A 21,763-nucleotide genomic window follows, 5' to 3' on the forward strand; every position below is an offset into this window, starting at 1 on the left:
ATTGGCCGCCTGCATAACGGCGAAGTTTAGACTGCAGCGAGGCTTCGGCGCGGCAGGACGCCGCATGCGCACTTGACCAGAAGCCGCGCGGTAGCGTTCAAGCAGATTTTAAAGGCGGCTCTCGGCCGTCGGTCGCTCCCGGAGCCGCCTTTCCCATGTTCACCCTCCTGAACCTCCAGAGCCTGTTCGGCCTGGTCGTCATCATCGCCCTCTGCTGGGCGGTGTCCGAGAACCGCAAGGTCTTCCCCTGGCGGTTGGCGATCGGCGCTGTGGCGGTTCAGGCGGCCCTGGTGCTGGCGACCTTCGCCATTCCGGGCTCGCAGGTGGTGCTGGACGGCATCAACAATGCGGTGAAGGGGCTGGAACTGGCCACGGAAGAGGGGACCAAGTTCGTCTTCGGCTATTTGGCCGGCGGGGCTCAGCCCTATGCCGTCGCCAATGAGGGCGCCCTGTTCACCTTCGCCTTCAAGGTTCTGCCGCTGATCCTGGTGATCTCGGCCCTGTCGGCCCTGCTGTGGCACTGGAAGATCCTGAAGTGGATCACCCTGGGCTTCGGCTTCCTGTTCCAGAAGACCATGGGACTGGGCGGCGCCTCGGCCCTGGCGGTCGCGGCCAACGTCTTCCTGGGCATGATCGAAAGCCCCATCGTCATCCGCGCCTATCTGGACAAGCTGACCCGGTCGGAAGTCTTCCTGATGATGGTGGTCGGCCTGGCCACTGTCGCCGGCTCGACCATGGTGGCCTACGCCACCATCCTGGGCCCGGTCCTGACCAATGCGGCGGGCCACGTCCTGGTCGCCTCCATCGTCTCGGCCCCGGCGGGCATCCTTCTGGCCCGCATCATCATCCCCGAGAAGCCGGGGCAGGGCGGGGCGGTCGCCGACTACAACTCGGCCCTGAAATACGACGGGGCCGTGGACGCCATCGTCAAGGGCACCTCGGACGGCCTGATGGTGGTGCTGAACATCTCGGCGGTGCTGATCGTCTTCGTGGCCCTGGTGGCTCTGGCCAATGTCATGCTGGGCGCCTTCTGGATCGGCGGCGAGCAACTGAGCGTCGAGCGCATCCTCGGCGTGCTCTTCTCGCCGGTCGCCTGGCTGATCGGGGTGGAATGGGCCGACGCCCATACCGCGGGCTGGCTGCTGGGCGTCAAGCTGACGCTGACCGAGTTCGTCGCCTTCATCAAGCTGGGCGAGGTGCCCGCCGGCGACATGAGCGAGCGCACGCGGATGCTGATGACCTACGCCCTGTGCGGCTTCGCCAACATCGGCTCGGTCGGCATCACCGTCACCGGCCTGTCGGTGCTGATGCCCGAGCGCCGCGAAGAGGTTCTGGGTCTGGTGTGGAAGGCCCTGTTCGCCGGCTTCCTGGCCACCCTGATGACCGCCTGCATCGTCGGGGCCATGCCGGCCTCGGTGTTCGGCCAGTAAAGCGTTTTCCAGAAACTGAGGGGGTATCGTCGGATGAAGCTCTACACCTCGCATCGCGCGCCCAACCCGCGCCGGGTCCGCTGGGTCATGGCCGAGAAGGGCGTCGACAACGTTGAGTTCGTCGAGATCGACCTGCTGGCCGGTCAGCACCGCACGGCGGACTATCGCGCCAAGGTCGGCGTGCCCCACGTCCCGGCGCTGGAACTGGACGACGGGACCTGCATCTCGGAATCCATCGCCATCTGCCGCTATCTGGAGGCCCTGTATCCAGAGCCCAACCTGTTCGGTCACGACGCAAAGGAACAGGCGCTGATCGAGATGTGGACCCGCCGCTGCGAGATCTACCTGGCCAATCCGATGATGCTGAATGTCCGCTTCAGCCACCCGGCCCTGGCCGCTCTGGAAGCCCCTCAGCCGCAGGTGGCGGAATACAGCCGCGTCGGCGCCGAGAAGTTCATGCGTCTGCTGGACCGCCAACTGGCCGAGCACGCCTTCATCGCCGCCGACCGCTTCACCATCGCCGACATCGTCGCGGCGGTCGGTTTGGACTTCGCCCGTCTGGTCAAATACCGCCCGCCGGAAGAGTTCACCCATCTGGCCCGCTGGATGGAGGATTGCCGCGCCCGCCCGGCGGCCAAGGCGGGCGTCTAAGCGCTTTTCGGACGCTGTTCGTCATGCCAAGCTGTGCGGCATGAACAGAGCTTTCACGATCACCCTCGCCCTGGGTCTCGCCGTCTCCGCCGCCGCCTGCACCGAAAGCCGGCGCGCGCGCAATGACGCGACCTTCAGCGACCGCCCGGCGGACATCACCTGCTGGACCTATGGCGTCGAGACCTTTAAGGGCCGCTCGACCGGCAAGGTCGAATACAACGACGGCGGCCGCATCGCCTTCGTGGACGCCGCCAACGGCCGCTACACTACGGTCGACGGCGAATGCCGGGTGGTTTACGCCGCGCCTGCGAAGTAGGCGGCCTCAGTCGCGCGGCGTGAACTTCCGAATCACGCCCGAGAAGGTCATCAGCAGCCGCTCGCCCGTGTTGATCTGGCCGCGCACGAAGATCAGGCTCTTGCCGGCCTTCGTCACCTGGCCGGTCGCTTCGATCAGTTCGCCAACATAGGCGCCGTCGATGAAGGTGGAATCCAGCTGCACCGTCACGCCGGACGCGCCCTCCATCTCCTGATAGGCGATCTGGAACATGGCGATGTCGGCGAATGTCATCAGGCAGCCGCCGTGCATGCGCCCCCCGGCGTTCATATGCTTCTGCTCGGCCCGAAAGGCGCAGCGCATATGGCCGTCGGAGTCCAGCTTGCCGTAAAAGGGACCCACCACCACGTCGAAGGTGTCATGCAGGTCATAGGTCTGCCAGCCGGCGAACTCGCCTTCGGTGACTGTGATTTTCGCGACCATGCCGATTACGCCTTCTTTCCGATCTTGCGGTGCAGCATATAGACCCTATGAGCGATCCAATCGAAGCGGCCATTTTTGAAAAACTGGCCAAGGCCGACCCCAAGAACGTCGGCGGCAAGAGCATTGAACCCTCGGACGTGGCCAAAGAGCTGCAGCCCGAGCAGTGGCAGCGGATGCTGCCCAAGGTACGCGCCACGGCCCTGGGCCTGATGCGTCAGGGCAAGCTGACCATCACCAAGAAGGGCAAGGCGGTCGACCCCAACGCCTTCAAGGGCGTGATTCGTCTGCGCCTGCCGACCGAGGCCGAGACGGCTGCAGCCTTGGCGGCCCTGCCGCCGGTCGAAAAATCGGATGACGATTTCGACTGAACCGGACACCGGCCCGGAGAACGGCCTGGCCGACGTCTTGGCCGACATCCGCGCCTGCCGGGCCTGCCTGGGTCATCTGCCCCACACGCCGCGCCCGGTGGTCATGGTCGCGCCCGAAACGCGCCTGCTGATCTGCGGCCAGGCGCCGGGGCGGCGGGTGTATGAGAGCGGTCTGCCCTTCACCGACCCATCCGGCGTCCGTCTGCGCGACTGGATGGGCGTCGATGAGGCGACCTTCTACGGCGATCCGCGTCTCGGCGTCGCCGCCCAGGCCTTCTGTTTTCCCGGCACGAACCCGAAGGGCGGCGACTACCCGCCGCCGCGTCGCTGCGCCGAGCTGTGGCGGCCCCGGCTGCTGGCCGAACTGCCGAACGTCGAGCTCACCCTGCTGGTTGGCGGCTACGCCCAGACTTGGGCGCTAGGCGACCGGGCCAAGTCCAACATGACCGAGACCGTCCGCGCTTGGCGCGACTCCGCCCCCGCCATCCTGCCCCTGCCGCACCCGTCCTGGCGCAATACCGCCTGGCTGCGCAAAAACCCGTGGTTCGAGGCCGAGGTTCTGCCCTACCTTCGCGAGCGGGTCCGAGTCATTCTCGGGTGACGACCTTTCTAATCCGCTCATCCCGGCGGACGCCGGGATCCAGTGCTTTGGGCATCATGAAGCTGAGTTGGGACTTGATCGCTGCCGTGTTCGCCAGCCTTGCGCGTGCAGCCAAAGCACTGGGCCCCGGCGTCCGCCGGGGTGAGCGAGTAGGAAGGGCGGCGCTTTTCGCCCTAGTCCTGTCCGCCTGCGCCACGCCCCATCTTCAGACGCCCCAGACCCCGCCCAACGGTTTCAACGGCCCGCGCATCGAGGCCGGAACCCTGGGCCGCGGCGTCTTCGTCGTGCAGGACGGAGCCCGGCTGCCCTATCTGCGCTGGAGCCCCGAGAGCGGCCAGCAGCCCTGGGCCGTCATCGTCGCCCTGCATGGCTTCAACGACCACTACGCCTCCTTCCGACTGGCCGGGCCGTGGTGGGCCACGCGCGGCATCGAGACCTGGGCCTATGATCAGCGCGGCTTCGGCCTGTCGCCCCATCGCGGCGAGTTCGCGCCGGAAAGCCTGACCAGCGCCGACCTGCGCACCATCGTTTCGCTTGTCCGCGCCGAGCGCCCGAACGCCCTGATCGTGGTGGCGGGCGAAAGCATGGGCGGCTCCTCGACCATCGCCGCCTTTGGGGGCGAGGCCCCGCCTGACGCCGACCGGGTCGTCCTGCTGGCCCCCGGCGTCTGGGGCTGGTCCAGCCAGAGCCCGTTCAACCGGGCGGGCCTCTGGGCCGCCGCCCGCCTGATGGGCCCCAAGACGGTCGAGCCCCCCGCCTTCGCCGTCCGCAACATCCGCGCCTCGGACAATACGCTGGAGCTGATCCGCAACGGACGCGATCCGCAGAGCATCCTCTCCACCCGCTTCGATTCCATGCACGGCCTGGTCGATCTGATGGAGGCGGCCTCGATGCGTCTCGGCGCGATCGAGAAACCGACCCTGCTGCTCTACGGCGCCCACGACCAGATCGTGCGCAAGGGGCCGATGCGCCTGGCGCTGGAGCGGGCGGGCGAGCGGCCCAACCTGCGCACCGCCTACTATCCGAACGGCTGGCACATCCTGAACCGCGACCTGCAAGGCGAGGTCGTCTATCGCGACGTCGAGGCCTGGCTGCGCGACGCCGCCGCCCCCCTGCCGTCCGGGGCCGGGCCGGTGCTGCCGGCGCTGCGGGCTGATCCCAAGGCGCGCTGAGTCTTTTCCTGACGCGAAACCGTCATGCTTGCCGTTTAGGCGGGCGCGGCGTATCTCCTCGCGCAATAAAAAATACCCCAGGAAAGGCCTGTCATGGGCAAGACGCTGTTTGATTCCCCCTCTTTCGCGAACCATGAAGGCGTCCACGCCTTCCATGACGAGAAAACCGGCCTGAAGGCCATCGTCGCGGTTCACTCCACCGCGCGCGGCCCCGCCGTCGGCGGCACCCGCATGTGGAACTACGCCACCGCTGAGGAAGCGCTGGAAGACGTGCTTCGTCTGTCCAAGGGCATGAGCTACAAGAACGCGGTCGCCGACCTCGAAATGGGCGGCGGCAAGTCGGTCATCATCGGCGACAGCCGCACCCAGAAGTCGCCGGAGCTGTTCCGCGCCTTCGGTCGCTTCCTGAACGGCCTGGGCGGCAACTACTACGCCGCCGAAGACGTCGGCACCTCGGTCGAGGACATCGCCGAGGCCCGCAAGGTCACGGAATACGTGCTCGGCCTGAAGGACGGCCCGGAAGCCTCGGGCGACCCCAGCCCCGTCACCGCCGAGGGCGTGTTCCGCTCGAACTTGGTCGTGGCCCGTCGCCTGTTCAAGCAGGACGACATGACCGGCCTGACGGTCGCCATCCAGGGCGTGGGCCACGTCGGCGCCTATCTGGCCGAGAAGCTGCACAAGGCCGGCGCCAAGCTGATCATCACCGACGTCAACCAGGCCAACCTTGACGCCGTCGCCGCCAAGACCGGCGCCGAGATCGTCGCCCCCGACGCCATCTATGACGTCGCCGCCGACGTCTACGCGCCCTGCGCCCTGGGCGCGACGCTGAACCTGCAGACGCTGGACCGCCTCAAGGTCAAGGCCGTCTGCGGCGCCGCCAACAACCAGCTGGCCACCGCCGACATCGGCGACGAGCTGTTCCGTCGCGGCGTACTGTACGCCCCCGACTACGTCGTCAACGGCGGCGGCATCATCAACGTCGCCTCGGAAATGAACGCCCGCCAGTCGGGCGGCGCCTATGACCCCTCCTGGGTCGAAGGCAAGCTGTCGCGCCTGATGGAGACCTTCGAGGAAATCCTCGAGCGCTCGGTGGCCGAGAACAAGCCGACCCACCTGATCGCCGACGCCATCGCCGAAGCCCGCATCAAGGCGGCGGCGGACCAGAAGGCCGAGCTGCTGAAGGCGGCCTAAGCCTTCATCGGTTGAAGTTCAGGAAAGGCGGCGTGTCGAAAGGCGCGCCGCCTTTTCTTTCCTCCCCATTTCATGGGGAGGGGGACCGCGTAGCGGTGGAGGGGGCGGCGCAACCTCGCCCCCTCCGTCTCGTCGGCTTCGCCGCCGATCCACCTCCCCATGCCATGGGAAGGAAAGCGGCCGGGCGGGATTCCTTCAATCTTTAACGCATCTTAACGCGGCGTTTACCATCCACACGGCAGTTTCTGCCTAGCGGGGCCAGTTCGACCCGCCAGTGGATGGGCGGGGACGCGTGGGCGGCTTCACGGCGGCGTTGCAGAAGTTCGGGATCGGCCGCTTGGCCGCAGTGCTAGGCGTCGCCGCCGGCGTCGCGGCGGTGCTGGTCGCTGTCATGCTGCGTGTGGGCCAGGCGCCTGACGCTCTGCTCTATTCCAACCTCGACCTGCGCGAAGCCTCCGAGATCAGCGCCGCCCTGGACCAGGCGGGCATCAAGTACAGCTCCAAGGGCGATGGCTCGACCATCTTCGTCAGCCGCGACGAGGTCGGCACGGCGCGCCTGATGCTGGCGGGCAAGGGGCTCGTGACCTCGGGCAGCGTCGGCTACGAGATCTTCGACAACCAGTCGGTGCTGGGCCAGACCGAGTTTCAGCAGAATCTGAACGAGCAGCGCGCCCTGCAAGGCGAGCTGTCGCGCACCATCATGTCGATGCGCGGCATCACCTCGGCCCGCGTCCACATCACCATGCCGCGGCGCGAGATGTTCCAGGCCGCCGCCACCGACCCGACCGCCGCCGTGGTCGTCGGCGTCGGCGGTCGCGACCTCAGCGCTGATCAGGTCCGCGCCATCCGCAACGTCGTGGCCTCCTCGGTGCCGAACCTGAAGCCGGACAAGGTCACGGTGACGGACCAGTCCAACCGCACGCTGGCGGCGGGCTCGGAAGACTCAGGCTTCACCTCGGCCAACGCCGAGGCCGCCAAGGCCACGACCGAGTCCCAGTTGCAGACCCGCATCAAGGACATCGTCGAGGGCGTCGTCGGCGCCGGCGCGGCCCGCGTCCAGGTCACGGCCGACATCGACCACAGCCGCTCGACCACCCAGGAACAGAAGTTCGATCCCGACGGCCAGGTCGTCCGCTCGACCTCGACCAACGGCTCGCAGTCGCAGGACACGACGGGTCAGGCCGACGGCGGCGTCACCGCCACCAACAACATCCCCGGCGGTCAGGCCCCGAACGCCACGCCGGTCGGCTCGACCAACTCGGAAAATACCGAGACGACCAACTACGAGATCTCCAACACCACGACGACGACGGTCAAGGAGCCGGGCGAGGTCAAGAAGCTGTCGGTCTCGGTCGCCGTGGACGGCAAGTATACCCCCGCCGCCGACGGCAAGGGCGAGCCGACCTACGCCCCGCGCACGCCGGAAGAAGTCCAGCAGATCAAGACCCTGGTCGCCGCCGCCGTCGGCATCGACGAGACGCGCGGCGACAAGATCGAAGTGGTCAACGTCCGCTTCAACCGCGAACCCTCGGCGGCGCCGGGCGCGGACGAAGGCTCGTCGATGTTCAACTTTGACAAGAACGACATCATGCGCGGGGTCGAACTGCTGGTCCTGCTGGTCACTGGCTTGCTGTTGATCTTCTTCGTCGTCCGCCCCCTGTTGAAGACCGCTTCGGGCGGCGGCGGCGTGCCCGCCCTTGTCGGCGCCAACGGTCTGCCGGTCACGCCGCTGGACACCCAGCTGGTCGGCGGAACCCTGCCGGGCGCGCCGCAGATGCTGGCCGGGCCGTCGGAGATGGATCAGCGGATCGATATCGCCCGTATCGAGGGACAGGTGAAGGCCTCCTCGATCAAGAAGGTCGCCGACTTCGTGGACTCCCACCCGGAGGAATCGACCGCGATCCTCCGGTCGTGGGTGCATGAGACCTCATGACTCGTCTCGTGAGCAAAAAGGGCGCAGTCGACGATATCCGTAAGCTGACGGGGCCTGAAAAGGCCGCGGTGGTCCTGCTGTCGCTTGGAGAAGAGCACACGATCCTGTGGCAGCAGCTCGACGAGGAAGAGATCAAGGAGGTCTCTCAGGCCATGGCCGGTCTGGGCGCCGTCACGGCCTCGGTGGTCGAGGAAGTCCTGGTCGAATTCGTCTCGGGCATCGGCGGGTCGGGCGCCCTGATGGGAAGCTACGAACAGACCCAGCGCCTGCTGGCCTCCTTCATGTCCGGCGACCGCGTCGACGCCCTGATGGAGGAAATCCGCGGCCCCGCCGGTCGGACCATGTGGGACAAGCTGGGCAATGTGAACGAGGCCGTTCTCGCCAACTACCTGAAGAACGAATACCCCCAGACGGTCGCCGTGGTCCTGTCCAAGGTCAAACCCGACCACGCCTCGCGCGTGCTGACGGCCCTGCCTGAGGACTTCGCGCTGGAATGCGTTCAGCGGATGCTGCGCATGGAGCCGGTCCAGCGCGACATCCTCGACAAGATCGAACAGACCCTGCGCACCGAGTTCATGTCCAACCTGGCGCGGACGTCCAAGCGCGACAGCCATGAACTGATGGCCGACATCTTCAACAGCTTCGACCGCCAGACCGAGGCCCGCTTCATCGGCGCCCTGGAGGAACGCAGCCGCGATTCCGCCGAACGCATCCGCGCGCTGATGTTCGTCTTCGAGGACCTGTCGCGGCTCGATCCCGGCGGGGTCCAGACCCTGCTGCGCGCGGTCGAGAAGGATCAGCTGGGGCTGGCGCTCAAGGGGGCGTCGGACGCCCTGCGCGAGATGTTCTTCTCCAACATGTCCGAGCGCGCCTCGAAGATCATGCGCGAAGACATGGAATCCATGGGGCCTGTCCGCCTCAAGGACGTCGACGCCGCCCAGATGACAATGGTCCAGGTGGCCAAGGATCTGGCCGCGCGCGGCGACATCATGCTGACCGGCCAGGGCGGCGACGACGAGTTGATCTACTGACATGACCGCTTTGCTCTCCACGGCCCGGCCCTTCATCTTCGACACCGAGTTCGATGCGGCGGGCGACGTCGTTCGCCCCTCGACCTGGCAGCCGACCAAGCGTTCGTTCGCGCCCGCCGAGGTCGAGGCCCTGGTGGCCCAGGCGCGGCTGGAGGCGCGCCAGCAGGCCCTGGCCGAGGTCGAGGCCCTGCGCGCCGACGCCCTGTCGGCCCTGGCCCAGACCGTCTCTCACGCCGCCGGCGCCCTGAGCACGGTCGCCGAGGCGCACCGTCGACAGTCGGCCGAACTGTCGGTCGCCGCCGCCCGCGCCCTGGCCTCCGCCGCCTTCGACCGCTTCCCGCGCCGCCCGCTGGAGGCCGCCATCGAACAACTGGCTCAGGAAATCGACGCCTCGCCCCGGTTGCAGGTTCGCGCCGCCGGGCTGGATGAGACGACCCGCGCCCATATCGAAGCCCTGTGCGCCGACGCCGGCTTCAGCGGCCTGATCGCCTTCCGCGAGGACGCCGGCGCCCCCGCCGCCGCCTTCACCCTGGAATGGGCCGACGGTCGCGCCGAGTTTGATCCCGAGGGCGTCGCCGCCCGCGTCTCCGCCGCCCTGGAGGCCGCCCTGGCCGCCGAGGCCGGCCATGCTGAACCTCTCGACAGGAGCGCCTTCTGATGGCCACCGACGATCTCGCCCTGGAAGAGTTCGGCGACTCCACCGCCCTGAACCTCGCCGACGAGGGCGGCGACAAGTCCGCCGCCGACCTGGCCACCGTCTTCGACGTCCCGGTCAATATCTCGGCGGTTCTGGGCAAGGCCCATATGTCGGTCGCCCAACTGCTGAAGCTGAATCGCGGCTCGGTGCTGGAGCTGGACCGCAAGGTCGGCGAGGCCATCGACATCTTCGTCAACAACCGTCTGGTCGCGCGCGGGGAGGTCGTCGTCGTCGAGGATCGCCTGGGCGTGACCATGACGGAAATCATCAAGACCGAGGACTCGGGCGCCTAGAGCAATGCCGCGCAGGCATTGCGCAGCAAGGTGACGGCAGCCCGGTTTTCGCAGTAGAGATCTAGAGGAGAAGACCCATGCGGCTTCTGGTGGTTGGCAGGCTCAGCGGACAGCTGGCGACGGCGGTGAAGATGGCCATGGCGCACGGCGCCAAGGTCCAGCACGTCGAGCGCGCCGATCAGGCGACCGAGCAACTGCGTCGCGGGCAGGGGGCCGACCTGATGATGGTCGACTACCGCATCGATATCGCCGCCCTGATCGCCGCCAACGACGCCGAGCGCATCTTCGTGCCCATCGTCGCCTGCGGCGTGGACGCCGACGCCAAGGAAGCCGCCGACGCCATCCGCGCCGGCGCCAAGGAGTTCATCCCCCTGCCGCCCGAGGCGGATCTGATCGCCGCCGTCCTTTCCGCCGTGGCCGACGACGAGCGCCCGATGATCTCGGCCGATCCGGCGATGAAGGCGGTCGTGGCCTTGGCCGATCAGGTGGCGCGTTCGGACGCCTCCATCCTGATCACCGGCGAAAGCGGCGTCGGCAAAGAGGTGATGGCCCGTCACCTGCACAACGGCTCCAAGCGCGCCGACCGCGCCTTCATCAGCGTCAACTGCGCCGCCATTCCCGACAACCTGCTCGAATCCGAGCTGTTCGGCCACGAGAAGGGCGCCTTCACCGGCGCCGTCGCGCGCCGCATCGGCAAGTTCGAAGAGGCCGACGGCGGCACGCTGCTGCTGGACGAAATCAGCGAGATGGACGCCCGCCTGCAAGCCAAGCTGCTGCGCGCCATCCAGGAGCGGGTCATCGACCGCGTCGGCGGCTCCAAGCCGGTGCCGGTCAACATCCGCATCATCGCTACCTCTAACCGCGACCTGGCCAAGGCCGTGGCCGAGGGGACCTTCCGCGAAGACCTGCTCTACCGCCTGAACGTGGTGAATCTGCGCCTGCCGTCTTTGCGCGAACGGCCCGGCGACATCGCCGTCCTGTCCGACCACTTCATCCGCAAGTACGCCGCCGCCAACGGCGTGCCGCCGCGCCCCATTTCCGTGGATGCCCGCCGCGCCCTGGTCGGCCACCGCTGGCCCGGCAACGTGCGCGAGCTGGAAAACGCCATGCATCGCGCCGTCCTGCTGGCGACGGGGCCCGAGATCGACATCGACGCCATCCGCCTGCCGGACGGTCGTCCGCTGCTGGAAGGCGGCTCGACCGCGCCGTCGCCGACCGCCTCGACCTATGACGCCGGCGTCGCCGGTCATGCGGCCCAGATGGCCGACGCCATGACCCGCAGCTTCGTCGGTCAGACCGTGGCCGAGATGGAAAAGACCCTGATCCTCGACACCCTGAACCACTGCCTGGGCAACCGCACACATGCGGCCACCATCCTGGGCATCTCGATCCGCACCCTGCGCAACAAGCTCAACGAATACGCCGACGAAGGCACGGCCATCCCGGCGCCCCAGTCGGGCGTCGCCGCCGCCTACGGCGCGGCGGGCTAGGCCGATGCGCGCCGACCGTCGAACCCTCCTCCTGGGAGCCGGCGCCCTGACGCTGACTCTGGCCCTGGCCGCCTGCTCGCGCGAGGTGAAGTCCGCCGAGACCGATCTCGACGCCGACATGGCGGCGGACGGCGCAGCGCTGGATCTGGACCTGTCGGATCTCGAGGCCCGCCACGGCGGCCGCCTCGGCCTGGCCGTCGCCTCGGCAGGCGTCAACGCCGCCTGGCGCGGCGACGAGCGCTTCGTCTATTGCTCGACCTTCAAGATGTACCTGGCCGCCGCCACCCTGTTGCGCGTCCAGGCCGGGCAGGAGCGGCTGGATCGCGCCATCCCCATCACCGCCGCCGACATGATCAACCACGCCCCGACCACGGAACCGGCGGTCGGCTCGACCCTGACGGTCGAGCAGTTGATGAAGGCCACGGTCGAGCTGAGCGACAATCCCGCCGCCAACATCCTGATCCGCGAGATGGGAGGGCTGGAGGCCTTGCGCGCCTTCTATCGCGGCATCGGCGACGACAGCACCCGCGTCGACCGTCTCGAGCCCGAGATGAACCGCGCGGACGGCGACAAGGACACCATCACCCCGATCCAGTCGGTCCAGAACATCAGCCGCCTGCTGGTCTCGCCGGAAACCCCGCTGAACGCCGCCTCCAAGGCCCTGCTGATGCGCTGGATGATCGACACCCCGACGGGGCAGGGCCGCATCAAGGCCGGCGTGCCCGCCGGCTGGGCCGTGGCGCACAAGACCGGCACCGGCGGCTATGGCCCGACCAACGACATCGGCCTGATCCAGCCGCCCGCCGGGGCCCCCATCGTCATCGCCGTCTATTTCCACGCCACGCGGGATTCGACCGACGCCCAGCGCGAGGCCGTCATCGCCGACGCCACCCGTCTGGCGTTGAAAGCCCTCGGCCATGGCTGAGATCGCGCGAATCCTGTCATCAGGCGGGATGAGCTTCGCCCGCCGCCATGGTTGATGCGCCGATCCTGATGAAGGACGGCTATGCGCGCCCCACCGGGCGTGACGCGCTCGGCTGGGTGATGCGCGGCGAGGTGATGATGGCGGTCGGCGTGATCGGCGTCATCATGCTGCTGATCCTGCCGGTCCCGAAGATGCTTCTGGACCTGCTGCTGGCGATCTCGCTGGTCTCGTCCGTGCTGATCCTGATGACGGCCGTGATGATGAAGCGGCCGCTGGACTTCGCCATCTTCCCCACGGTGCTGCTGGTTTCGACCCTGTTCCGCCTGGGCCTCAACCTGGCCTCGACGCGCCTGATCCTGACCCACGGCCACGAAGGTCACGAGTCCGCCGGCGAGGTCATCAACGCCTTCGGTCAGTTGATGATGGGGGGCAACTTCATCATCGGGGTGATCATCTTCGCCATCGTTCTGGTGGTGAACTTCGTCGTCATCACCAAGGGTTCGACCCGCATCGCCGAGGTCTCGGCCCGCTTCACCCTGGACTCCATGCCGGGCAAGCAGATGGCCATCGACGCCGACCTGTCGTCCGGCCTGATCGACGAGGAACAGGCCAAGCTGCGCCGCAAGGAACTGGAGCAGGAATCCACCTTCTTCGGGGCCATGGACGGCGCCTCCAAGTTCGTGCGCGGCGACGCCGTAGCCGGCCTGATCATCACCTTCATCAACGCCATCGGCGGCCTGCTGATCGGGGTGCTGCAACACCAGATGCCGGTGGGCGAGGCGGCCAACACCTATGTCCAGCTGACCATTGGCGATGGCCTTGTGACCCAGGTCCCGGCCATCATCATCTCCATCGCCGCCGGCTTCCTGGTGTCCAAGGCGGGCGTCGAGGGCACGGCGGACAAGGCCCTGGTGGCGCAACTGGCCACCAACCCGGTGTCGCTGGGCGTCGTCTCGGGCGCGGCGGGCCTGATCGGCCTGATCCCGGGGATGCCGCTGATCCCCTTCGCCGCCCTGGCCATCGGTTCCGGCTTCATGGCTTGGCGTCTGGGCCGCAACCGGCTCAGGCCCGCCGTGGTCGAGGGGGCTATGGACCTGGGCAAGCCCAAGGAGGATGTCGAGGAGCCGATCTCCACCGCCCTGACCATCGACGAGGTCAAGATAGAGTTGGGCTACGCCCTGCTGACGCTGATCAATGATCTGGAGGGCCGTCGCCTGACCGATCAGATCCGCGCCCTGCGCCGGTCGCTGGCTCAGGAATACGGTTTCGTCATGCCCAGCGTGCGCATCCTCGACAACATGCGCCTGCCCAATCAGGGCTACGCCATCCGCATCAAGGAGATGGAGGCCGGCGCAGGCGAGGTGCGCCTGTCGTCCCTGATGGCCATGGACCCGGCGGGTCGTCAGGTCGAGCTGCCCGGCGAGCACACGCGCGAGCCCGCCTTCGGTCTGCCCGCCACCTGGATCGACGAATCCCTGCGCGAAGAGGCTACCTTCCGCGGCTACACCCTGGTCGATCCCTCGACGGTGCTGACCACGCACCTGACCGAGATTCTCAAGGAGAACATGGCCGAGCTGCTGTCCTACGCCGAGGTGCAGAAGCTGCTCAATGAACTGAAGGGCGAAGAGACCAAGCTGATCGAGGAGCTGATCCCCACGGTCGTCACCGTCACCACCCTGCAACGGGTGCTGCAAAGCCTGCTGCGGGAAAAGGTCTCGATCCGCGACCTGCCCGCCATCCTGGAGGGCCTGGCCGAGGCCGCGCCCCACACCACCAGCGTCACCACCCTGGTCGAGCACGTCCGCACCCGTCTGGCGCGCCAGCTGTGCTGGGCCAACCGCGGCGACGACGGCGCCCTGCCCATCATCACACTGTCGCCCGACTGGGAGCAGGCCTTCGCCGAAAGCCTGATCGGCCCCGGCGAGGACAAGCAGCTGGCCATGGCCCCCAGCCGCCTTCAGGACTTCATCCGCAACGTCCGCGACGTGTTCGAGCGCGCCGCCATGTCGGGTGAAAATCCCGTCCTGCTGACCGGCCCCCAGGTCCGTCCCTATGTCCGCTCCATCATCGAGCGTTTCCGCGGCCAGACCGTGGTGATGAGCCAGAACGAGGTCCACCCCAAGGCCCGCCTTCGGACCGTCGGTTCGGTCTGACCGGGATCGAGGTTAACGACTGGACTCAAGGGGTTCGGTCGATAAGCTGGCGGTCATGAAACGCATTCGGCTGGCCCTGCGCACCTTTGGCGGCTTTCTGCGCACGCCGACCCTCAGTCGTTCGATCATCGCCCTGTTGGCCCTGGCCATCCTGCTGCTGCTGGCGGTGAACGCGGCCACCTTCGTCATGATCCAACGGACGTCGGCCTATAACGACACCGTCGATCACAGTCAGCAGGTACGCCTGGCCTCCAAGGACGTGCTCAGCCTGCTGGCCGACGCCGAGACGGGGCAGCGCGGTTTCATGCTGACGGCGCGCGCGGAATATCTGGGGGTCCATCGCCGCGCCGTGGCCCAACTGCCGGCCGTGCTGGCGCGTCTGGACGGCCTGATCGGCGACGACAAGGAGCTGAAGCCCCGCATCGCGCGGGTTCAGACCCTCTATCGCCAGCGCATGGCCCTGATGGACCACACCATCGACCTGACCCGGACCGGCCGGATCGGCGAGGCCGTGTCGCAAATCCGCAGCGGTCATGGCAAGGCCCTGATGGACGCCATGCGGATCGAACTGACCGCCATCGACGCGGTCGAGGCCCGGCGTCTGGCCGAACGCACCCGCCAGTCCGAACGCGCCTCGGCGGTGACGGTCTCGGTCAACGCCCTGGCGGCCTTGCTGATCCTAATCCTGGCCGGGATCAGCGTCTGGCTGGTGCGCCGCTATGTCGATGAGATCGAGAGCGCCCGTATGGAGCTGGACCGGCTCAACGCCGGGCTCGAAAACCAGGTCCGCGACCGCACCGCCGAACTGACCCGCGCCAACGAGGAAATCCAGCGCTTCGCCTATATCGTCAGCCACGACCTGCGCGCGCCCCTGGTCAACATCATGGGCTATACGTCGGAGCTGGAGCAGGTCGGCAAGATCTTCGACCACCAGCTGACGACCCTGGCCGAGCGACACCCCGAAGACATCGAGCCCGAAGCCATCCGCGCCGTGCGCGAGGACGTGCCCGAGGCGGTCGGCTTCATTCGCGCATCGACCGCCAAGATGGACCGGCTGATCAACGCCATCCTCAAGCTGTCGCGAGAGGGGCGGCGGGCCTTGGCGCCCGAGGTCCTGCCGATGACCGCCGTGGTCCAGTCCATCGCCGACAGCCTGCATCATCAGGTCGTGGAGAACGGGGGCGAGATCGTGGTGCGCGACCTGCCGACGCTGGAGAGCGACCGCCTGTCGATCGAGCAGATCTTCGGAAACCTGCTGGACAACGCCGTCAAGTATCAGCAGCCGGACCGCCCCATCCGCATCGTCGTCGATGGCGAACTGACCGACGACGGGCGCGTCCACTACCGCATCACCGACAACGGACGCGGCGTCTCGGCGCGCGACCACGAACGCATCTTCGAACTGTTCCGCCGGGCGGGCAAACAGGATCAGCCGGGCGAAGGCCTGGGTCTGGCCTTCGTGCGCAACAGCGTGCGCCGCCTCGGCGGGGTGATGGAGCTGGAGTCCGCGCTGGGACAAGGCTCGACATTCCATCTGAAATTCCCCACACGATTGATCGTGTCGGGGGACGCAGGAGACCGTCTATGAGCCATTCCGTGAAGATCGTCATGGTCGAGGACGACCACGGCCACGCCAAGCTCATCGAAAAGAACATCCGCCGCGCCAACATCGCCAACGACATCGTTCACTTCGATCACGGCGACGCCGCCCTGGACTATCTGTTCAGCGACGAGGTTCGCGCCCATGGGCCGCTGCTGATCCTGCTGGACCTCAACCTGCCGGACATGTCGGGCACTGACATCCTGGAAAAGGTGAAATCGGACGAGCGCCTGCGCCGCGCCCCCGTCGTCATCCTGACCACGACCGACGACAAGATCGAAATCCAGCGCTGCTATGATCTGGGCTGCAACGTCTACATCACCAAGCCGGTGGATTACGAAGCCTTCGCCGGCGCCATCCAGCAGCTGGGCCTCTTCCTGTCCGTCATGCAGGCGCCCGAGATTTGAGCGCTCCTATCCGCCTGCTCTACATCGACGACGACCGGGGTCTGTCGCGGCTGGTCCAGAAGGAACTGGGCCGCCACGGCTATGATGTGACCTGCGCCCCCGACGCCGACGCCGGATACGCCGCGCTTCAGGCGGGTGCGTTCGACGTCTGCGCCCTGGATCACTACATGCCGGGCCGCGAGGGGCTGGACGTCCTGCCCGACATTCTGAACCTGCCCAGCCCGCCGCCGGTGGTCTATGTCACCGGGGCGCAGGACGGACGCATCGCCGTGGCCGCTCTGCGCGCCGGCGCCGCCGACTATGTCATCAAGGACGTGTCCGAGGACTTCACCGCCCTGCTGCGCTCGGCTCTTGAGGACGCCCTGCTGCGCCGTCGTCTGGAGCGCGAGAACGAAGCGGCCCAGGAAGAGGTCCGTCTGGCCCGCGACCGCGCCGAGGCCATGCTGCGCGAGGTCAATCACCGCGTCGGCAACTCCCTGCAACTGGTCTCTAGCTTCATCTCGCTGCAACTGCGCCAGCTCGCCGACGAGGGCGCGCGTTCGGCCCTGCGCGAGGCCCAGGTGCGGATCGAGGCCGTGGCCCACGTCCACCGCCGCCTCTACACCTCGTCCGACCTGGCCACCGTGGCGATGGACGAATACCTGACCGGCCTGGTCGAGGAACTGGGCAAGTCGATCGGACCCGACACCAGCCCCGAGGGCGGCTCGCCCCGTCTGAGCCTGCGCGCCGAACCCATGCGGGTCACGACGGACCAGGCGGTGTCTCTCGGCGTTATCGTCACCGAACTGGTCACCAACGCCGTCAAATACGCCTATGCGCCGGGGGAGGGCGGTGAAATCCGCGTCGTGCTCGAAGCCGCCCCCGATGGCCGCGCCATCCTGACCGTCGAGGACGATGGACCCGGCCTGGGCGACGGCGCGCCCAAGGGCACGGGCCTGGGCGCCAAGATCGTGTCCGCCATGGCCAGCGGTCTGCGTTCGGCGGTTCAGTTCGACGCCGAGCACCGCGGCGTGCGGGCGCAAATGGTCTTCGACCTTTAGCCCTTTCGCATCGGCTTCGACGCGCGTTAGTCTGGCGTAATGAAGCTTCAGTTTGGAACGGCCCGACCCGGCCTCGACTACCTCCACCGCGCTGCGACCTTCGGTCTGGTCGAACAGGACGGCAAGCTGGCCTGCGTGCGCGTGGATCGCGGCGAGGGCAGCTATTTCGACCTGCCCGGCGGCGCCGTCGACGGCGAGGAAAGCGAGCAACAGGCCCTGGTGCGAGAGTTCGCCGAGGAGACCGGCCTGATCGTCCAGCCTGAGGACCGTCTGGCCGAAGCCGCCCAGTATTTCCGCAAGACCGACGGCTCGCCCGTCAACAACGCCGGGGGGTTCTGGACCGCCCGCGTCACCGGCTTCGACGCCTCGACCCAGTGCGAGGCCGACCACGAACTGGTCTGGCTGGACCCGCTGGAAGCCCTCTCTCACCTGCGCCACGAAGCTCACGCCTGGGCCGTCGCCAAATGGCTGCGGTCAAGAATTCAGGGAACCTGACGGCGCGGGAACGGTTGTTTCTGTCGAAGCGTCGTCAGTCCGACGGCGTCATTACAGAGGGTTCCCATGCCTGATCATGACCGTATCGAAGGCGCCGCCAAGAACATCGGCGGCAAGATCAAGGAAGCCGCCGGCAAGGTGACCGGCGACGAAAAACTGAAGGCCGAAGGCCGCGCCGAGCAGGTCGAAGGCAAGGTCCAGAACGCCGTCGGCGGCCTCAAGGACACCTTGCGCGACGGCCGCAACTAACCCCGTTTGCACCGATCAGGCCGCCGTTCCAGAAAGGAGCGGCGGCTTTTTCACGCTCGGGGACCGGCGTCAGGCCCGCTTCTTCTTCGCCGGCATCTCGCGCCCGCCCTGATGCAGGACCAGACCCTCGATGGCCCCCGCCGCGTCGCGGGTGAAGGTGATCTGGGCGTCCATGGCGCTGAGGAAAAAGGCGTCGGCCGCTTCCGCCGACAGTTCCAGCGGCTGCTGCCCCGTCGCCTGCGCCATCAGCCTGCCGTCCACGACGCTCAACATCAGGGCGAAGTTGGGCGCCAGTTCAAAGACCCCTTCATAGGCCCGCAGCATTTCGGGCGACAGCACGACGGCCTGATGCTCGCCGTGCAGGGTCACGGTCCCGCCGCGCGCCAGGGTCATCAGGTCGCCGCCGATCTTGTCCGGCGCCGCCCCGTTGAGGTTGCCCAGGACGATGACCGTCATCCGCTTGTCGGGGTCATAGGCCATGTAAGTGTTGAACCCTTCGATCCCGCCGGAATGGCTGATGGTGGCGGCCCCGCCGTCCTTCTTGACCACCAGGCCCAGGGCGTAGTCGTTGCGGCCGGGCGTGGTCAGCTCGACCATGGACTGCAGGCGCAGCAACTGGCCGCCGAACAGGCCCTGTTCCCATTTCAACAGGTCGCGCGTCGTCGAATAGAGCCCGCCCGCGCCCTGCGGCACGCTCATGTCCACATAGTCGGCGTTCTCCACCCCGTCCGCGCTCGACACATAGCCCGAGGCCCGACGCGACAAGACGACGGCGTGGTCGTCGTAACCGCTGTCGCTCATGCCCAAGGGCTGGAACAGGGTCTCGGTGACGAAGTCGGCATAGGATTTCTCGCTGACCTTCTCGATCACGGCGGTCAGCACGACATAGCCGGAGTTGGAATAGGCGTACTTCTCGCCCGGCTGGAAATCGAGCGGTCGGTCGCGGAACCGCGCGATCAGAGCCTCCACCGTCGTGGCCTGCGTCTTCAGCGCCCCATAGTCGGCAAGGCGGGTGAAGTCCGGCACGCCCGCCGTGTGGTTCAGCAGGCGCCGCACCGTCACCCCGTCCCAAGCGGCAGGCGCGTCCGGCAGCCAGGTCTTCACCGGCGCGTCGAGATCGACCAGACCGCGCTCGCTCAGGATCATGACGGCGACAGCGGTGAACTGCTTGCTGACCGAGGCCAGGCGGAACTTGGTGTCGCCCGCGTTCGGAACGCTCCACTCGCGGTTGGCCAGGCCATAGCCCCGGTCCAGCAGGACCTCGCCGTCGCGCGCCACCAGCACCGACCCCGCGAACTCATCCTTGTCGACCGAGGCGCGGATGACCTGATCCATCCTGTCCACGTCCTGCGCCAGGGCCGGAATGGCGGATAGGCTCAGCGCCGCCAGCCCTATGGCGGCGATGCGCCCCACGAAAACAACCGTCTTAGACACTGGAAATCCCCCAAGCGTGACCGTCACGCGTTTGGGGGGAAGAGGCGGCGGACCGCTCCTGCGGATGCACCCGGCAGGATTACCTTTGCGTAAGGTTGCTCAGCGCGTCAGCGCCCGCATGGCCTTGTCCAGCCCGTCCAGCGTCAGCGAATACATCCTCTGATCCATGACCTCGCGGATCAGGCCGACCGACTGGGTATAGCTCCAGTAGCGTTCGGTGACGGGGTTCAGCCAGACCGACTTGTCCCACTGCTGGCGGGCGCGTTTCAGCCAGACAGCGCCGGCCTCTTCGTTCCAGTGCTCGACCGAGCCGCCGGGCATGGTGATCTCATAGGGGGACATGGTCGCGTCGCCGACGAAGATGGCGCGCCAGTCGCCGGGGTACTTGTTCAGCACGTCCCAGGTCGGGATCTTCTCGTTGTGACGACGCCGGTTGTCTTTCCAAACCCCTTCGTAGAGGCAGTTATGGAAGTAGAAGAATTCCAGATTCTTAAACTCGGTCTTGGCCGCCGAGAACAGCTCCTCGCACAGCTTGATATGGCCATCCATCGACCCGCCGATGTCGAGGAACAGCAGGACCTTGATGGTGTTGCGCCGCTCGGGCCGCATGCGGATGTCCAGCCAGCCCTGACGCGCCGTGCCGTCGATGGTGCCGTCCATGTCCAGTTCTTCGGCCGCGCCCTCGCGCGCAAAGCGGCGCAGGCGGCGCAGGGCCACCTTGATGTTGCGGGTGCCCAGTTCGACGCTGTCGTCCAGATTGCGATATTCGCGCTTTTCCCAGACCTTGACCGCGCGGCCCTGTTTCCCCGGCCCGCCGATGAGCACGCCCTCGGGGTTGTAGCCGCCGTGACCAAAGGGGCTGGTCCCGCCGGTGCCGATCCAGCGGTTGCCGCCCTCGTGCCGGCCCTTCTGCTCCTCCAGACGCTGTTTCAGCGTCTCCATCAGCTTGTCGAACCCGCCGAGCGCCTCGATCTGGGCCTTCTCCTCGTCGGTCAGGAATTTCTCGGTCAGCAGCCGCAGCCAGTCCTCGGGGATGTCGGTGGTCAGGTCCTCGCCCGCGCCGACCGTCTCCAGCCCCTTGAACACCTTGGCGAAGACCTGATCGAACCGATCATAGTGCTTCTCGTCCTTGACCAGCACCGCCCGCGACAGATGGTAGAAGGCCTCGACCTCCCGCCCGGCCACATCCTTGTCCATGGCCTCCATCAGATGGAGCCATTCCTTCAGCGAAACAGGAACACGCGCTTCGCGCAGGGCGGTGAAGAAGGGCAGGAGCATGGGATTCAGATTGGGCCGCGATCAGCCGCGCCGCAAGATGAACTCGTGGTCGTTCCAGGCGCCGACCGGGTAGTCGTACTCGCCGGCCTTCTCGAAACCGTAGGCGGCGTACAGTTTCTGGGCCTTCTCGTTGCCGCTCCAGACGCCGACCCACAGGGGGCCGTCGGTGTGGGCCTCCATCCAGTCCAGCGCCAGCTTCAGCAGCTTCGTGCCCAGGCCCAACCCTTGCGCGTCGCGGCCGATGTAGAGGCGGCGCAGTTCGGCGTGGCTGGGGCGCGCGTCGGGATGGGGCAGGGTGTTCGGCCCGGTGTTGGCGAAGCCCAGGATCTCGCCGTCGCGGTCAGCCACCCACCAGGCGGCGCCGGGCTCGGCCAGCTTGGCCTGGATGGTCTCGACGCTGAAGCTCTTGTCGAGGAAGGCGGCCAGGTCTTCGGCGGGGTAGGGGATGCCGAAACCGTCGACAAAGGTGTCCACGAAGGTCTGTCGCCCCAGCACGGCCAGGGCGGCGGCGTCGTCGGGTCGGGCGGGGCGGATCAGGGCTTCGGTCATGGCTTCGGCCATAGCCCCG

At 67.2% G+C, this 21,763-nt stretch carries 23 protein-coding genes; 19 read left to right on the top strand and 4 right to left on the bottom strand.

The window, feature by feature from the left end; genetic code table 11:
- The first annotated feature begins 155 nt into the window (after positions 1-155).
- Genes DXK21_RS02420 through DXK21_RS02430 form a run of 3 tightly spaced genes read left to right on the top strand, consistent with a single transcriptional unit; the run spans position 156 to position 2,397 of the window.
- Complete coding sequence (locus tag DXK21_RS02420; protein ID WP_114816186.1) at positions 156-1,430, top strand: NupC/NupG family nucleoside CNT transporter; 1,275 nt, start codon at positions 156-158, stop codon at positions 1,428-1,430.
- A 33-nt stretch (positions 1,431-1,463) separates the two neighbouring features.
- Positions 1,464-2,081 (top strand): glutathione S-transferase family protein, encoded by a 618-nt coding sequence (locus tag DXK21_RS02425; RefSeq protein ID WP_114816187.1) that lies wholly within the window; start codon positions 1,464-1,466, stop codon positions 2,079-2,081.
- A gap of 40 nt (positions 2,082-2,121) precedes the next feature.
- On the top strand, positions 2,122-2,397 hold the full coding sequence (locus DXK21_RS02430) for a hypothetical protein (RefSeq protein WP_114816188.1): 276 nt from the start codon (positions 2,122-2,124) through the stop codon (positions 2,395-2,397).
- A gap of 6 nt (positions 2,398-2,403) precedes the next feature.
- Here the strand turns inward: DXK21_RS02430 and DXK21_RS02435 are convergent, their stop codons facing one another.
- Positions 2,404-2,838, bottom strand: a complete 435-nt coding sequence (locus DXK21_RS02435) for a PaaI family thioesterase (protein WP_114816189.1) — start codon at positions 2,836-2,838, stop codon at positions 2,404-2,406.
- A gap of 47 nt (positions 2,839-2,885) precedes the next feature.
- Here DXK21_RS02435 and DXK21_RS02440 point away from each other — a divergent pair, with 47 nt between their 5' ends.
- The 16 genes from DXK21_RS02440 (at position 2,886) to DXK21_RS02515 (ending at position 18,483) form a co-directional block, all read left to right on the top strand.
- Positions 2,886-3,206, top strand: coding sequence for a DUF3253 domain-containing protein (locus tag DXK21_RS02440; protein WP_114816190.1), 321 nt, complete (start codon positions 2,886-2,888; stop codon positions 3,204-3,206).
- On the top strand, positions 3,190-3,807 hold the full coding sequence (locus DXK21_RS02445; protein ID WP_114816191.1) for a uracil-DNA glycosylase family protein: 618 nt from the start codon (positions 3,190-3,192) through the stop codon (positions 3,805-3,807). Before DXK21_RS02440 ends, DXK21_RS02445 begins: the two co-directional genes overlap by 17 nt.
- Positions 3,808-3,881: 74 nt before the next feature.
- Complete coding sequence (locus DXK21_RS02450) at positions 3,882-4,979, top strand: alpha/beta fold hydrolase (protein ID WP_245945065.1); 1,098 nt, start codon at positions 3,882-3,884, stop codon at positions 4,977-4,979.
- Between the two features lie 93 nt (positions 4,980-5,072).
- Positions 5,073-6,170: a Glu/Leu/Phe/Val family dehydrogenase gene (locus tag DXK21_RS02455; protein WP_114816192.1), complete on the top strand. Its 1,098-nt coding sequence runs from the start codon at positions 5,073-5,075 to the stop codon at positions 6,168-6,170.
- A gap of 292 nt (positions 6,171-6,462) precedes the next feature.
- Positions 6,463-8,103 carry a flagellar basal-body MS-ring/collar protein FliF gene (gene fliF, locus DXK21_RS02460; protein WP_114816193.1) on the top strand — a complete coding sequence of 547 codons (1,641 nt, stop codon included), beginning with the start codon at positions 6,463-6,465 and terminating at the stop codon, positions 8,101-8,103.
- A gap of 8 nt (positions 8,104-8,111) precedes the next feature.
- Positions 8,112-9,134: a flagellar motor switch protein FliG gene (fliG, locus tag DXK21_RS02465; RefSeq protein ID WP_114816223.1), complete on the top strand. Its 1,023-nt coding sequence runs from the start codon at positions 8,112-8,114 to the stop codon at positions 9,132-9,134.
- Position 9,135: 1 nt separating this feature from the next.
- Positions 9,136-9,792, top strand: coding sequence for a FliH/SctL family protein (locus DXK21_RS02470; RefSeq protein WP_114816194.1), 657 nt, complete (start codon positions 9,136-9,138; stop codon positions 9,790-9,792).
- Positions 9,792-10,124: a flagellar motor switch protein FliN gene (gene fliN, locus DXK21_RS02475; protein ID WP_114816195.1), complete on the top strand. Its 333-nt coding sequence runs from the start codon at positions 9,792-9,794 to the stop codon at positions 10,122-10,124. Before DXK21_RS02470 ends, fliN begins: the two co-directional genes overlap by 1 nt.
- A gap of 77 nt (positions 10,125-10,201) precedes the next feature.
- Entirely contained in the window at positions 10,202-11,614 is a 1,413-nt protein-coding gene (flbD, locus tag DXK21_RS02480) for a sigma-54-dependent transcriptional regulator FlbD (RefSeq protein WP_114816196.1), read from the top strand.
- Between the two features lie 4 nt (positions 11,615-11,618).
- The gene (gene bla, locus DXK21_RS02485; RefSeq protein ID WP_114816197.1) at positions 11,619-12,539 is read left to right on the top strand and encodes a class A beta-lactamase; all 921 of its coding nucleotides are present in this window, start codon (positions 11,619-11,621) and stop codon (positions 12,537-12,539) included.
- Between the two features lie 68 nt (positions 12,540-12,607).
- On the top strand, positions 12,608-14,692 hold the full coding sequence (flhA, locus tag DXK21_RS02490; protein WP_245945073.1) for a flagellar biosynthesis protein FlhA: 2,085 nt from the start codon (positions 12,608-12,610) through the stop codon (positions 14,690-14,692).
- Between the two features lie 55 nt (positions 14,693-14,747).
- On the top strand, positions 14,748-16,280 hold the full coding sequence (locus tag DXK21_RS02495; protein WP_114816199.1) for a sensor histidine kinase: 1,533 nt from the start codon (positions 14,748-14,750) through the stop codon (positions 16,278-16,280).
- Complete coding sequence (locus DXK21_RS02500; RefSeq protein WP_114816200.1) at positions 16,277-16,699, top strand: response regulator; 423 nt, start codon at positions 16,277-16,279, stop codon at positions 16,697-16,699. Before DXK21_RS02495 ends, DXK21_RS02500 begins: the two co-directional genes overlap by 4 nt.
- Positions 16,696-17,739: a sensor histidine kinase gene (locus tag DXK21_RS02505; protein WP_114816201.1), complete on the top strand. Its 1,044-nt coding sequence runs from the start codon at positions 16,696-16,698 to the stop codon at positions 17,737-17,739. Before DXK21_RS02500 ends, DXK21_RS02505 begins: the two co-directional genes overlap by 4 nt.
- Before the next feature lie 39 nt (positions 17,740-17,778).
- Complete coding sequence (locus DXK21_RS02510) at positions 17,779-18,234, top strand: NUDIX domain-containing protein (protein ID WP_114816202.1); 456 nt, start codon at positions 17,779-17,781, stop codon at positions 18,232-18,234.
- A 66-nt stretch (positions 18,235-18,300) separates the two neighbouring features.
- Positions 18,301-18,483, top strand: a complete 183-nt coding sequence (locus tag DXK21_RS02515) for a CsbD family protein (protein ID WP_114816203.1) — start codon at positions 18,301-18,303, stop codon at positions 18,481-18,483.
- A 69-nt stretch (positions 18,484-18,552) separates the two neighbouring features.
- Here the strand turns inward: DXK21_RS02515 and DXK21_RS02520 are convergent, their stop codons facing one another.
- From DXK21_RS02520 to DXK21_RS02530, 3 genes are all read right to left on the bottom strand, one after another.
- A complete protein-coding gene (locus DXK21_RS02520; RefSeq protein WP_211305953.1) occupies positions 18,553-19,917 on the bottom strand; it encodes a serine hydrolase in 1,365 nt (454 codons plus the stop codon).
- A 99-nt stretch (positions 19,918-20,016) separates the two neighbouring features.
- Positions 20,017-21,195, bottom strand: a complete 1,179-nt coding sequence (locus tag DXK21_RS02525) for a vWA domain-containing protein (protein WP_114816204.1) — start codon at positions 21,193-21,195, stop codon at positions 20,017-20,019.
- A gap of 21 nt (positions 21,196-21,216) precedes the next feature.
- Positions 21,217-21,744: a GNAT family N-acetyltransferase gene (locus DXK21_RS02530; protein ID WP_114816225.1), complete on the bottom strand. Its 528-nt coding sequence runs from the start codon at positions 21,742-21,744 to the stop codon at positions 21,217-21,219.
- Positions 21,745-21,763 lie beyond the last annotated feature (19 nt).

Origin of the sequence: Brevundimonas bullata (assembly GCF_003350205.1) — a bacterium.
GTDB lineage: Bacteria > Pseudomonadota > Alphaproteobacteria > Caulobacterales > Caulobacteraceae > Brevundimonas > Brevundimonas bullata.

Excerpts from the sequence above, each read along its gene's own strand:
- DXK21_RS02530 (WP_114816225.1), bottom strand. The coding sequence starts at position 21,744 with ATGACCGAAGCCCTGATCCGCCCCGCCCGACCCGACGACGCCGCCGCC.
- DXK21_RS02445 (WP_114816191.1), top strand. The coding sequence starts at position 3,190 with ATGACGATTTCGACTGAACCGGACACCGGCCCGGAGAACGGCCTGGCC.
- DXK21_RS02435 (WP_114816189.1), bottom strand. The coding sequence starts at position 2,838 with ATGGTCGCGAAAATCACAGTCACCGAAGGCGAGTTCGCCGGCTGGCAG.
- DXK21_RS02425 (WP_114816187.1), top strand. The coding sequence starts at position 1,464 with ATGAAGCTCTACACCTCGCATCGCGCGCCCAACCCGCGCCGGGTCCGC.
- fliN (WP_114816195.1), top strand. The coding sequence starts at position 9,792 with ATGGCCACCGACGATCTCGCCCTGGAAGAGTTCGGCGACTCCACCGCC.
- DXK21_RS02510 (WP_114816202.1), top strand. The coding sequence starts at position 17,779 with ATGAAGCTTCAGTTTGGAACGGCCCGACCCGGCCTCGACTACCTCCAC.
- DXK21_RS02455 (WP_114816192.1), top strand. The coding sequence starts at position 5,073 with ATGGGCAAGACGCTGTTTGATTCCCCCTCTTTCGCGAACCATGAAGGC.
- DXK21_RS02420 (WP_114816186.1), top strand. The coding sequence starts at position 156 with ATGTTCACCCTCCTGAACCTCCAGAGCCTGTTCGGCCTGGTCGTCATC.
- DXK21_RS02500 (WP_114816200.1), top strand. The coding sequence starts at position 16,277 with ATGAGCCATTCCGTGAAGATCGTCATGGTCGAGGACGACCACGGCCAC.
- flhA (WP_245945073.1), top strand. The coding sequence starts at position 12,608 with ATGAAGGACGGCTATGCGCGCCCCACCGGGCGTGACGCGCTCGGCTGG.
- DXK21_RS02470 (WP_114816194.1), top strand. The coding sequence starts at position 9,136 with ATGACCGCTTTGCTCTCCACGGCCCGGCCCTTCATCTTCGACACCGAG.
- DXK21_RS02495 (WP_114816199.1), top strand. The coding sequence starts at position 14,748 with ATGAAACGCATTCGGCTGGCCCTGCGCACCTTTGGCGGCTTTCTGCGC.
- DXK21_RS02515 (WP_114816203.1), top strand. The coding sequence starts at position 18,301 with ATGCCTGATCATGACCGTATCGAAGGCGCCGCCAAGAACATCGGCGGC.
- bla (WP_114816197.1), top strand. The coding sequence starts at position 11,619 with ATGCGCGCCGACCGTCGAACCCTCCTCCTGGGAGCCGGCGCCCTGACG.
- DXK21_RS02525 (WP_114816204.1), bottom strand. The coding sequence starts at position 21,195 with ATGCTCCTGCCCTTCTTCACCGCCCTGCGCGAAGCGCGTGTTCCTGTT.
- DXK21_RS02430 (WP_114816188.1), top strand. The coding sequence starts at position 2,122 with ATGAACAGAGCTTTCACGATCACCCTCGCCCTGGGTCTCGCCGTCTCC.
- DXK21_RS02440 (WP_114816190.1), top strand. The coding sequence starts at position 2,886 with ATGAGCGATCCAATCGAAGCGGCCATTTTTGAAAAACTGGCCAAGGCC.
- flbD (WP_114816196.1), top strand. The coding sequence starts at position 10,202 with ATGCGGCTTCTGGTGGTTGGCAGGCTCAGCGGACAGCTGGCGACGGCG.